Below are 12033 nucleotides of genomic sequence, written 5' to 3' on the forward strand. Positions count from 1 at the left end.
GCGGCCCGTCTGTCGCGCTATGCCCAACAACGACGTTATTGCGACGACCGGACTTGTCCCCATCAGCATCGTGATGATGCTCGCCTTCGCCGCCATCCACCGTTCGATCCGTCGCTTGCGTTTCATCGACCGCAAACGGCGCAACGCATAGCTTTCGTTTTCGGGCGGCGTGGCGATCGCCTGTATCTTCCTCCACGTGCTCTCCGACCTCGGCTTTCACCAGCGGGTATTCGCAGTCGAACTGGCGCTGTCGGCGGCGCTGTCCGAAATGCTGGTCTACAGCCTCCCTCTGGCCGGGTTGGCGTTCTTCTATGGCCTGAAACGAGAAGTCAAACGATCGCGCCCCTGATCGCGCAGCAAGGGGGACGGCGACCGGATCGAGGATCATCTCTAATGGGTTCATGCCGGGTCATATGCCCTCTTGAACCTGCTGGTCGGGTACCTGCTGCTTCACCGCGAAAAAGCGGGCCAAACCTCACTCGTTCTATATTTCGTGGCGATGTCGCTGCACTTCATGGCCAGCGATTACGGCATGCGCGGACTATCCGAAGCATACGACCGACGCGGGCGTCGGGTCATCAGCGGCGCGGTCGCGCTGGGCTGGGTGCTGGGGCTGTTCATCGACCTGCCACCCGCGGGGATCGGTTTTCTGTTCGCCTTCCTTGCGGGCGGGATCAAGCTCAACACGCTGAAAACGGAATTGCCCGAAAACCGGTCGAGCCGGTTCGGGGCGTTCCCTGGGCGGCGCCGTCCTCTACTCTGCCATCATGCTGGCAGAGCGAGGATTTAGCTGACCGTCACCATAGAGCCGCGTTGGAGCGGCCGCCAGATTACGCCGCGTCGGAGCGGCGGCGGGCTTTCTTGCGTTCGTTGGGGTCGAGGATCGCCTTGCGCAGACGGATCGACTGCGGCGTGACTTCGACCATTTCGTCGTCATCGATATAGGCGATCGCCTGTTCCAGCGTCATCCGCTTGGGCGGAGTCAGGCGGATGGCGTCGTCCTTGCCGGTCGAACGGAAGTTGGTGAGCTGCTTCGACTTCAGCGGGTTGACTTCGAGGTCGTCGGGCTTGGCGTTCTCTCCGATCACCATGCCTTCGTAGACCTTTTCCTGCGGGCTGACGAAAAGGATGCCGCGCTCTTCAAGCGAGTTTAGAGCGTAGCCGACCGCTTCGCCGGTGCCGTTGGAAATGAGTACGCCGTTCTGGCGACCCTCGATCGGGCCCTTGTAGGAGTCGTACTTCTCGAACAACCGGTTCATGATGCCGGTCCCACGGGTGTCGGACAAGAATTCGCCATGATAACCGATGAGGCCGCGCGACGGGGCGCTGAACGCCAGACGGGTCTTGCCGATGCCGCTGGGACGCATTTCGGTCAACTCGGCCTTGCGACGCTGCATCTTCTCGACGACCGTGCCCGAAAATTCGTCGTCAACATCGATTACGACGACCTCGTAAGGCTCGGTACGCTTGCCGCCTTCTTCGCCGAAGATGACGCGCGGACGCGAAATGCCCAGTTCGAACCCTTCGCGGCGCATCGTTTCAATGACGACGCCCAGTTGCAATTCGCCACGGCCGGCGACTTCAAAGCTGTCCTTGTCGGCGCTTTCGGTCACGCGGATGGCGACGTTGGTCTCTGCTTCGCGCATCAGGCGGTCGCGGATCATGCGGCTCGTGACCTTGGTGCCTTCGCGGCCCGCGAACGGGCTGTCGTTGACGGCGAAACGCATTGCCAGCGTCGGCGGATCGATCGGCTGCGCGGCGATGGGCTCGGTCACCGACGGATCGGCGATGGTATTGGCCACGGTCGCTTTTTCAAGACCGGCCAGCGCGATGATGTCACCTGCGCGCGCGACGTCCACCGTGACGCGTTCCAGGCCCTGAAACGACAGCAGCTTGGATGCGCGGCCGACCTCGATCACCTTGCCGGTGGAATCGATGGCGCGGATCGGGTCGTTGGTGCGGATCGTGCCGGACTGGACGCGTCCCGTGAGGACGCGGCCCATGAAATTGTCGCGGTCGAGCAACGTGGCGAGGAAGCTGAACGGGCCATCAGGGTCGAGACCCGGAGCCGGGACGTGATCGCGGATCAGTTCGAACATCGCGGTCAGGTCGCCCTCGCGCGCGTCGGGATCGGTGCTGGCATAGCCGTTGCGGCCCGAAGCATAGAGCGTCGGAAAGTCGAGCTGTTCGTCGGTTGCGTCGAGGCTGACGAACAAGTCGAAGATTTCGTCGAGCACTTCGCTATGTCGGCCGTCGGGACGGTCGATCTTGTTGACGACGACGATCGGCTTGAGGCCCAGCGCCAGCGCCTTGCCGGTCACGAACTTGGTCTGCGGCATCGCACCTTCGGCGCTGTCGACCAGCAGGACCACGCCGTCGACCATCGACAGGATGCGTTCGACCTCTGCGCCGAAGTCGGCGTGGCCGGGCGTATCGACGATGTTGATGCGCAGGCCGCCCCATTCGATCGAAGTCGGCTTCGCGAGGATGGTGATCCCGCGTTCCTTTTCGAGATCGTTGGAATCCATGGCCCGCTCTTCAACCCGCTGGTTGTCGCGGAAGGTGCCGGACTGTCGGAACAGCTGATCGACCAGAGTGGTCTTGCCGTGGTCGACGTGGGCTATGATGGCGATGTTACGCAGGTCGGCGGACATTGTCGGAAAGGCCTTAAAATCGTGTCTGGAATCGGATGAAGCACGCGCGGGCCATTGTCACCTGCGAGGCGCGCCGCGCGGTACCTCAATTGGTGCGACGCAGCAAGAGGTTAAGCGTTGCAGCGGCGCAACATTGTTGCCTGTCTTCAACAGGCCGTTGATTTCATTGATTGCCGCCGGTTCCGCTAAACCTTAGGATTATGGCCATAAACATGGCGCAATGACCTGAAAAACACAACAAATTGCGCCGTTTAAAACGAAGAGGAAAGATTACCGATGAAACCGATTCGTAGCGGCCGTGTTGCCTTCAGACTCGCTTTGTGTGCCGGAACCGCTGCCATCGTCACTGTCGCGACCCCCGCGATGGCACAAAATGACGACGAGAGCGAAAGCTCTTCGACCACCGAATATGCCGCACCCGCGAGCGAAGATTCACGCAACGAAGTCAATGATTCCAATGCGATCATCGTCACGGCGACCAAACGCGCCAGAACGTTGCAGGATACGCCCGTTGCCGTAACGGTAGCGACCGAAGAACAGCTTGAGCGTGCCGAGATTCGCGATCTCAAGGACCTGGCCAGCATCGCCCCGTCGCTGAAGGTCACGCAGCTGCAGTCGAGCGCGAATACCAACTTCAGCATTCGCGGTTTCGGCAACGGCGCCAACAACGCCGGGATCGAACCATCGGTCGGCGTCTTTGTCGACGGGGTCTATCGTTCGCGTTCGGCCGCCCGCATAAACGACCTGCCCGACCTTCAGCGCATCGAAGTGCTGAAGGGGCCGCAATCCACGCTGTTCGGCAAGAACGCCAGCGCGGGCGTCATTTCGGTCGTCACGGCAGAACCGCGCTTCACTTTTGGCGGAGAGGCGGAAGTCAGCTATGGCAATTTCGACGCCATGGTCGCCAAGGCCAGCGTCTATGGCCCGCTCACCGACAAGATCGCCGCATCTATCGGCGGCGGCATCAACAAGCGTGACGGCTATTTCACCGACCTCGGCACCGGGGGCAAGACCAACGAGCGCGACCGCTGGTTCACGCGTGGCCAATTGCTGTTCGAACCCAACGGCCTGTTCAAGGTTCGCCTGATCGGCGATTACGAAAAGACGGACGAAAATTGCTGCGCCAACGTCCTGTTGCAGGAAGGCCCGCTTGGCGCCGCGATTACCGCGCCTGCCCCGTTCGGGCTGGGCGCCGGCAATTCGGACCCCAACGATCCTTATGCCGACGTCATCTATTCGAACTTCGCCAGCACCAACGATATCAAGAACTGGGGTCTTTCGGGTCAGGTCGATTTCGGCTTCGGTCCGTTTCAGCTGACGTCGATCACTGCCTATCGCGGGGTCGATTCCATTACCGACCAGGATTCCGATTTCACCAGCGCGGACTTGATCAGCCGGAATTTCCAGGACCTGTCGATCCGCACCTTCACACAGGAATTCCGGGCCAGCGCCACGTTCGGCGCGCTCGACATGCTGTTGGGCGCTTTCTACTTCGACGAGAACATCGATCAGGCGAACGAGCTTTATTATGGCGACGACCTGCGTTCGTTCGCCAACTTCGGTATCTTCGGTCTCAGCAACGGGACCCTGACGGTGCCGGGGCTGGAAAACCTGTTCGGGCGCCTGGCGGGAGCACCGGGTGCGTTCGATAATCAGTTCTTCATCGGCGATCGCGGCCTGACCGAAGCCTACACCCTAGACAACAAGTCGATCAGCCTGTTCGGACAGCTCGATTTCGAGGTTACCGACCGCCTGACGCTGACGGCCGGCATCAACTACACGAAGGACAAGAAAACCTTTACCACCGACGTCACCTCCACCGACGTCTTTTCCTCACTCGATCTCAACGCGTTTGTCGACGGCGCGACGCGGGCCGGAATTTCGCAGACGATCGGCGGCATCCTGGACGTTCCGGGCGGTTTCGCCAGCGCCGAGCAGATTGCCGCCTTTGCCGCGATGGATTTCGCAACGTATCAGGCGATCGCCGCAGGTGCCGCCGCGGCCGCAGCGCCCATCGGCAATCTGGCGCAGTTGCAGTACCTGCCGCCTTTCCTGAACGTGCCGAATTCGGTGGAAAGCGGGAAGACCAACGACGATGATATCTCGTTCACGCTGCGCGCGGCCTATGACCTCACCGACAGCCTCAATACTTATGTGACGTATGCCACCGGGTACAAGGCGCCGTCGGTCAACCTGTCGCGCGACAGCCTTCCCTTTCCGGCCGACCGGACCGCGATCGAAACGGCCGGCATCGGGGTCGTGAACCAGCAATACGGCAGCCGTTATGCCGGGGCCGAAGATTCGAAGCTGATGGAATTCGGCCTGAAGGGCGATTTCGACGTGGCAAGCTTCGCCTTTGCCCTGTTCCGCCAGACCATCACCGGCTTCCAGTCGAACATCTTCACCGGCACGGGCTTCTACCTCGCCAACGCGGGCAAGCAGCAGGCAACCGGCTTCGAATTCGAAGGGATGGTTCGCCCGGTCGAACCATTGCAGTTGCGGCTGGCAGTCACTTACCTCGACAGCAAGTACAAGGATTTCCCGCTGTCGGGCGTGGGTGACATTTCGGGATACGATGTCGCGGGCGTCCCGCCGATTTCCGCAACGTGGTCGGCGCAGTACACGCATGAATTCGCCAACGGCAACGCATTGATCGCGCGGGGCGATTATCACTACGAAAGCGATGTCGCGCCGGTTGAAGGCTTGCCGGGCTTTATCGAATTCGGACAGGACGCCGCCATCGCGGCCGCGCAACAGTTCACGCGCGAAGTCAACGACGTGAACGCCTCGCTTGCCTATATCATGAACAACGGTTTCCAGGTTTCGGTCTGGGGCCGCAACCTGCTGAACGACCGCTATCTGCTGTCGATCTTCGACACGCCGATCCAGCCGCTCAGCATTTCGGGCTATCCCAGCCAGCCGCGTACTTATGGCGTGACGGCCCGCTACAAGTTCTGAGCCTACGCATCAGGAACTATTGAAAGTTGGGGGTCGCGTCACCGACGCGGCCCCCTTTTTCATGTCACAGGTCGCGCAATGCCCGCGCAGGCCGTGCCGACAGAACAGGTAGCGAGGCTGCCGTCGCAGCCAGCACGATCAGCGCCGCTCCCCCGCCCAGCACGGCCAGCACGACCGGCCAGTCGGGGCGGAACGGAAATTCGAACATGCGGTCGATGACATACCAGCCCGTCCCCAGGCCGATGGCAAGCCCGACAATGCCCAGAACGATCGCCAGCAGCACGTAACGAAGCACCAGCGCGCCGAGCAGTTGCCCACGGCTTGCGCCCAGCACCCGCAGGATAACCGTGTCGTAGGTTTCCCGCGCCCGCGCCGCAGCCACCGCGCCCAACAACACGGCTAGTCCCGCCAGTACGGCGACGCTGGCGGCGGCAAGGATCGCGACCGACAGGCTGGACAGGATTTCGCGCGCCTGCGTCAGCACGCCGCCGATCTCGATCACCGAACTTGTCGGAAAACCCCTTACCAACGCGCGCAACATCGGTCCGCCGTCCGTGTCGTCGGGCAAGGCGATGGAGGCGGAAAGCCCGTGAGGCGCATCGTCGATGGCTCCCGGCGAAAAGACGAGGACATAGTTGAAACCCATGTCGTCCCATTCGATGCGGCGGAACGAGGCGATCGTCGCCTCCCGCTCCACGCCGAGCAGGCTGATCGCCAACTTGTCGCCGATGGCGAGGTCGAGCGCCTTTGCCAGATCCTCGTCCACCGAAACGAGCGGCGGGCCGGTATAATCGGCAGGCCACCACTTGCCCTGCGCCACCACGTTGCCCGGCGGCAATTCGCTGGCGTAGGTCAGCCCGCGCTCTCCGTTCAGGGCCCAGGCGCCTTCGGGAATATCGTCAAGATCGCTGACCCATGTCATCGCTTCGGCCGGGCCATAGGCGAGGATCGCGCCGCGCATGGCCGGAACCGTGCGCACTTGCGCCCCCGGCGCACGCGTTGCGATTTCGGCACGGAAGGGCGCTTCGCGGTCGCGCGGCAGGTCGAGCACGAAATAGTCGGGCGCTTTTTCCGGGACCGTGCCGTCGATGTAAGCGTCAAGGCTGGTCTGGATCGCCGCGATGGCGGCAAAGGCGGCCAGCCCGAACCCCAGTGCGGTGACGAGCGCCACGGTCGGCGCGCCGGGCCGGTCGAGCGCGGCGACACCCATGCGCAGCGCCAGCCCACCCCGCCCGCGCGGAAGCCTGCCCGCAACCTTGCGCACGGCGATGCCGATCAGCGCCAAGAGCCCCAGCACGACCGCCGCCGAACCCAGAAAGCCTGCTGTCAGCAAGACTTGGTTCGCAGTCAGCAATGCCAGCGCGACGATGGCCGCCAGCCCCGCCCCCACAGGCAGCGCAGCCTTGCGCCAAAGACCGGCGGGCGGTGCGACCCGCGCGCGGAGCAGGGCCATGGCCGTCACCGACCGCGAAGCCAGCAAGGGCGGCGCGGCGAATACCAGCGCGACCAACAGGCCGAAAACACCCGCCCGTAATAGCGCCAATGGATCGATCACGAACCCCGCCTCGATCGGCAGAAACCCCTTGAGCAACAGCGCCAGCCCCGGCACCGCCAGCACGCCCGCCAACAGCCCCGCGCCGATCCCGACCAGCGCGGCGGCGATTACCTGAAGCAAGTGGATGCGCAAAACGTCTTCGCTGGTTGCGCCCAGCACCTTGAACGTCGCGATAGTGCCCCGCCGGCTTTCCAGCCAAGAAGATACGGCGCCCGCGATGCCGATGCCGGCAATGACCAGCGCGGCCAACCCGACGAGGCCGAGGAACTGGCCCATGTTGGCCATCAACCGATCCGCGCCCGGCGATGCACGGTCACGCGTCAGGATCGACCAGCCGCCTGCCGGGAAGCTGGCTTCGAAATTTTCGATCGAGTAATCGGGATCGCTACCGGGGTTCAACGCAACACGATATTTCGCGCGGGTCATCGAACCGACCTGCACCAACCCCGATGCATCCAGCGTTTGCTGCGATACCAGCACCGGCGCGCCCAGCGCGACACCTTCGGAAAGCCGGTCCGGCTCCGCCCCGATGACGCCAGCGATCCGCACCGGCGCCTCGCCCAGCCTGATCGTATCCCCGACGGTCACGTCGAGCCGGTCGAGCACGCCCTTGTCGACCCATGCCTGCCCTTTTGGCGGCGCGCCGACCTGACGCCCGTCGGCCAGCGTCATCGCGCCATACAAAGGCCATTGCGCGTCCACCGATTTCAACTGGACCGGGGAAACAGAGCCGTTCGCCGCAGAGGCCATCGCCTGCAATCGCATCCCGCTCGACATTCGGCCCAACGCACGCATCGCCGCCAGTTCGTCATCGTTCGCGGTGCGGGCATAAACGGCGAATTCGACATCGCCACCCAGAATTTCCTGACCCCTGTCGGCCAGTTGGTCGCGGATCGCGCTTTCCAGCGTGCCGATCGCGGCCATCGCGCCCGCGCCCAGAAACAGGCAGATGACCAGCAGGCGCAGGCCCCTGAATCGCCAGGAAAAATCGCGTTGGGCCAGCCGCAGCGTAACGGCCCAACGCTGCCACCGGTCCGTCATCGCGACAGGCGATCCGACACGATCCGCCCGTCCGCCATTTCCAGCACCCGTTCGCACCTGTCGGCCAGTGCCGGGTCGTGGGTGATAAGGAACAGCGTCGCGCCGATCGTGGCACGGCGGTCGAACAGCAGTTCGACCACTTGCGCGCCGGTTTCGCTGTCGAGATTGCCGGTCGGTTCGTCGGCGAACAGGATCGCCGGATCGGGTGCGAGCGCGCGGGCAATGGCCACGCGCTGTTGCTCTCCGCCCGAAAGCTGCGACGGATAATGATCAAGCCGGTGGTCCAGCCCCACTGCGCGCAGTTCGCTGCTCGCGCGGTCGAACGGGCTATCCATTCCGGCCAGTTCCAGCGGCGTTGCGACGTTTTCCAGCGCGGTCATCGTGGGCAATAGATGGAACGCCTGCAACACGATCCCGATCCGACCGCGCCGTGCGCGTGCCAGGCCATCTTCTGACAGCTCGGAAAAATCTTCCCCCGCCACGTGAAGTCTGCCGCCGCTCGCCCTTTCGAGCCCCGACAACAGCGCCATGAGCGAGCTTTTGCCAGAACCCGATGGCCCAAGCAGCGCAACGGTCTGCCCCTTGGGCACGACAAGGTCGATGCCCTTCAGGATCGAGACAGGCGCGCTGGTGTTACCAAGCTGAAGCGCGAGACTTTCGGCGACGATCGCGTGATCGGCCGTTGGGTTATGACTTTGCATGCGCAGCGTAAGATTGGCATGGAAGCGGCAAGCTGCAAGGAAATTGATTTTGCACAAGACTGTTTTGCAACGAACTCTGATTTTCACAGCCGCACTGTTGCTGGCGGCATGTGGACAGGCCGATGGCGAGACGACGGGCACGGATCGCGACGCTGCCGCCGGGCCTGTCGGCAAGCCGGTGCTGGTACTGGCCTTCGGCGACAGCCTGATGGCAGGTTATAACCTGCAACGCGCGCAGGCTTTCCCGGCTCAGTTGGAAACCGCACTGCGCGATCGGGGCATAAACGCGCGCGTCCAGAACGCCGCCGTATCGGGCGACACGACGCGCGCGGGACGACAGCGGCTGAACTTCGTGCTCGATTCCATGACCGTGAAACCCGATGTCGCGCTGGTGGAATTCGGCGGCAACGACATGCTGCGCGGGCTGCCCCCGGCTCAGGCAAAGGCGAACCTCGATGCCATTCTGGCGGAATTCGACAGACGCGACATCGCCGTGATCGTCATGGGAATGCGCGCCGCGCCCAACCTTGGCCGCGAATATGTCAGCGAATTCGACGCGATCTTCCCCGACCTTGCCGAAAAGTACGATGCCGAGATCGTGCCGTTCTTCATCGAACCGCTGATCTTCAACCGGTCGCTGGTGCAAAACGATCAGATCCACCCGACCGCAGAGGGCGTGACAGCCATGGTCGAACATTCGGTCGACGACATTGCGGAAGCCATCGACTAGACTTGCGGTAACGGCCCTATTCGATCCGTTCCGCCGCGCCGTCCACGACCCGCCACGCAGCGGGCCTTTCGGGCAGGGTCGCAAAGGGTTCGGCCTCGGTCCCCGTCATCCACACTTGCGCCCCTGTCGCCGCCAGCCGTTCGTAAAGCGCGGCGCGGCGAACCGAATCGAGATGGGCGGCCACTTCGTCCAGCAACAGCACCAGCGGACGCGATCCGGCTGACATCCCGGCGTGGGCCAGAGTGATCGCGATCAACATCGCCTTCTGTTCGCCGGTCGAACATTCGGCCGCCGCCCTGCCCGTACCCGCCATTACTACGGCAAGATCGTCGCGATGCGGCCCGGCAAGCGTGCGCCCCGCGCCGCGATCCGCGCCCCGCCCCCTAAGCCACAGGTCGGCCAACTCTCCTGGATCGGCGGGCGCGGCAGGGACGATGGCAAGCTGCGGCCGGGCAAAGGGCGCGTCCGGCACACCGGCGAGTTCAGCGCCCAGTCGCTCGACCGTCCGCGCTCTCGCCGCGGCGACAGCGGCGCCAGCATCGGCCATTTCGCGTTCCAGCGCGTCCAGCCATTGCGGATCGGGCCGCGCATCGGCACCCATCAACTTGTTCCGTTCCCGCAATGCCTTTTCATAGCGGGACGATTGCGTCGCATGTCCGGGATCGAGCGCGAGCACCATCCGGTCGAGAAAACGCCGCCGGGCGCCCGCGCTGTCGGCGAACAACCGATCCATCGCGGGCGTCAGCCAACCAACGCTCAACCATTCGGCCAACCGCGCCGCCGGAAGCGGTGCGCCGCTGGCCTGCACGATGCGCCGACCCGGACTCTCTGCGCGAAGGGCGGTGCCAATGCGCACTGGCGTCACGCCGCTGACAAGGTCGGCCCCGACCGCGAAACCGCCGTGCGCCCCTTCGCGTGCGATATCCGTGAGTTGGGCGCGCCGCAGACCACGGCCCGGCGCCAGCAGCGACAATGCTTCGAGCACATTGGTCTTGCCCGCGCCATTGGCCCCGATCAACAGGTTGAACCGCCCCGCCCCTTCGAGGCGCGTAGCGGCGTGATTGCGAAAATCGGCAAGTCGGATGCGGTCGAGCACTCCTCCCGCTTAGGATCGCACGACTGCCACGCAAAGGAAAAAGACCTTTGCTGGAAAATGGCGTATTTTCCCAAATCTTGGGATCAACCATCTCGACGCAGGCAACCTGAATAATCTACATCATTGAAATTCATCAGAAGTTCAGTTTGGCATGGTCCCTGCAATTCATCTGGCATGGGCGGCACTGGCCGCCTCACAGTTCAGACAATGGGGAAAATATCATGGAAAAGATTTCGCAGTTCGTATCGCAGGCCACAGCCGGTCTCGCCGCCCTCGCCTTCTCGCTCGCCGCCATTGCCGTGACGGTAGAGCCGGTCGAATTCGCCGCACCGCCGGTCGCTCAGCAGGAGATGTTCGCGTGAACCAGGTCGCCAGGTTCCACCTCGACAAGCAGCGCGGCAAGCTCATGGGCGTTTGCGCCGGGATTGCCGAACATTTCAACATGGACGTGACGCTGGTCCGCATCCTGTGGGTCGTCGCCACGCTGGCCGGGTTCGGCTCGCTTCTGCTCGTTTATATCCTGATCGGCATCATCGCCGATTGATCATGCCTGACGGGGGCGCTCAGGCAGACTTTGCGAAGGGGGAGAAATCGGTGTCGGTATCGTAGACATCGACCCCCTCGCGCCGTTTCAGCCAGCCGACGACGACATAGGTCGCTGGCGTCAGCAGCGCTTCCCAGCTTACTTTCAGCAACCATTGAGTCAGCGCGACCCACATGACCTGCTCTCCCGTCCAGCCGACGGCGCCGTAAAAGGCGAGCGGGTAAAATATCGCGCTGTCGACACCTTGACCCACCACGGTCGATCCGATGGTCCGGCTCCACAACGCCTTACCCTTCGTCCAGATCTTCATCCGGGCAAGGACATAGGAATTGACGAATTCACCCGCCCAGAACGCAATAATCGACGCCCCCGCTATGCGCCAGGCCTGACCGAACACGTTTTCGTAATCCGACTGGAACGGCCAGCCGTCCGCCGGCGGCAGTGCGACCACCACTTCGGCCATGACGACCATGAAGATCAGCGCGCCGAATCCCGCCCAGATGCAGCGGCGAGCATGGGCGTAACCGTAAACTTCGGTCAGCACGTCGCCGATGACATAGGATATCGGAAAAAACAGCACACCTGCGCCGAAATACCACTCGCCCAGCAGCGGCAGTTCGACCACCGAACGTTTCGATGCACCAATGATATTCGATAGCAACAGCACAGTGACGAATGCCGCCATGACGAAATCGAAATAGCGAAACAGGCGATGTCCTGCGGCACGGCCTTCGACGCGGGCTGGTTCGACCAT

12 protein-coding genes are annotated in these 12033 nt (G+C 63.1%); 7 read left to right on the plus strand and 5 right to left on the minus strand.

All coding sequences use genetic code 11. The annotated features are described in order from the left end of the window. The first annotated feature begins 19 nt into the window (after positions 1 to 19). The 3 genes from EKN06_RS16070 to EKN06_RS04325 all read left to right on the plus strand — a co-directional run bounded on the left by EKN06_RS16070 (position 20) and on the right by EKN06_RS04325 (position 790). On the plus strand, positions 20 to 151 hold the full coding sequence (locus EKN06_RS16070) for a hypothetical protein (RefSeq protein ID WP_276317267.1): 132 nt from the start codon (positions 20 to 22) through the stop codon (positions 149 to 151). An 18-nt stretch (positions 152 to 169) separates the two neighbouring features. Then, complete coding sequence (locus tag EKN06_RS04320; RefSeq protein WP_127611601.1) at positions 170 to 349, plus strand: hypothetical protein; 180 nt, start codon at positions 170 to 172, stop codon at positions 347 to 349. Between the two features lie 72 nt (positions 350 to 421). Next, positions 422 to 790 carry a hypothetical protein gene (locus tag EKN06_RS04325; protein WP_205693803.1) on the plus strand — a complete coding sequence of 123 codons (369 nt, stop codon included), beginning with the start codon at positions 422 to 424 and terminating at the stop codon, positions 788 to 790. Positions 791 to 830: 40 nt separating this feature from the next. On the opposite strand, the gene typA is transcribed toward EKN06_RS04325, so the two are convergent. After that, entirely contained in the window at positions 831 to 2654 is a 1824-nt protein-coding gene (typA, locus tag EKN06_RS04330; protein WP_127611602.1) for a translational GTPase TypA, read from the minus strand. Between the two features lie 276 nt (positions 2655 to 2930). Between typA and EKN06_RS04335 the strand changes: the two genes are divergently transcribed. Next, on the plus strand, positions 2931 to 5612 hold the full coding sequence (locus EKN06_RS04335) for a TonB-dependent receptor (protein ID WP_127611603.1): 2682 nt from the start codon (positions 2931 to 2933) through the stop codon (positions 5610 to 5612). A gap of 64 nt (positions 5613 to 5676) precedes the next feature. On the opposite strand, the gene EKN06_RS04340 is transcribed toward EKN06_RS04335, so the two are convergent. Together EKN06_RS04340 and EKN06_RS04345 are read right to left on the minus strand one after the other, a co-directional pair. Next, positions 5677 to 8208 carry an ABC transporter permease gene (locus EKN06_RS04340; RefSeq protein ID WP_127611604.1) on the minus strand — a complete coding sequence of 844 codons (2532 nt, stop codon included), beginning with the start codon at positions 8206 to 8208 and terminating at the stop codon, positions 5677 to 5679. Then, the gene (locus EKN06_RS04345) at positions 8205 to 8909 is read right to left on the minus strand and encodes an ABC transporter ATP-binding protein (RefSeq protein WP_127611605.1); all 705 of its coding nucleotides are present in this window, start codon (positions 8907 to 8909) and stop codon (positions 8205 to 8207) included. Before EKN06_RS04345 ends, EKN06_RS04340 begins: the two co-directional genes overlap by 4 nt. A 49-nt stretch (positions 8910 to 8958) precedes the next feature. Between EKN06_RS04345 and EKN06_RS04350 the strand changes: the two genes are divergently transcribed. Continuing rightward, positions 8959 to 9639 (plus strand): arylesterase, encoded by a 681-nt coding sequence (locus EKN06_RS04350; RefSeq protein ID WP_240654593.1) that lies wholly within the window; start codon positions 8959 to 8961, stop codon positions 9637 to 9639. Positions 9640 to 9655: 16 nt separating this feature from the next. Here EKN06_RS04350 and recF read toward each other — a convergent pair whose 3' ends face one another. After that, the gene (gene recF, locus EKN06_RS04355; RefSeq protein ID WP_127611607.1) at positions 9656 to 10735 is read right to left on the minus strand and encodes a DNA replication/repair protein RecF; all 1080 of its coding nucleotides are present in this window, start codon (positions 10733 to 10735) and stop codon (positions 9656 to 9658) included. Positions 10736 to 10956: 221 nt separating this feature from the next. Here recF and EKN06_RS15900 point away from each other — a divergent pair, with 221 nt between their 5' ends. Both EKN06_RS15900 and EKN06_RS15905 read left to right on the plus strand, forming a co-directional pair. Beyond that, the gene (locus tag EKN06_RS15900; RefSeq protein WP_240654594.1) at positions 10957 to 11097 is read left to right on the plus strand and encodes a hypothetical protein; all 141 of its coding nucleotides are present in this window, start codon (positions 10957 to 10959) and stop codon (positions 11095 to 11097) included. Next, entirely contained in the window at positions 11094 to 11279 is a 186-nt protein-coding gene (locus EKN06_RS15905) for a PspC domain-containing protein (protein ID WP_240654595.1), read from the plus strand. Before EKN06_RS15900 ends, EKN06_RS15905 begins: the two co-directional genes overlap by 4 nt. 19 nt (positions 11280 to 11298) lie before the next feature. On the opposite strand, the gene EKN06_RS04365 is transcribed toward EKN06_RS15905, so the two are convergent. Then, complete coding sequence (locus EKN06_RS04365) at positions 11299 to 12033, minus strand: queuosine precursor transporter (protein WP_127611985.1); 735 nt, start codon at positions 12031 to 12033, stop codon at positions 11299 to 11301.

The organism is Croceicoccus ponticola, from assembly GCF_004004515.1.
GTDB classification, from domain to species: domain Bacteria; phylum Pseudomonadota; class Alphaproteobacteria; order Sphingomonadales; family Sphingomonadaceae; genus Croceicoccus; species Croceicoccus ponticola.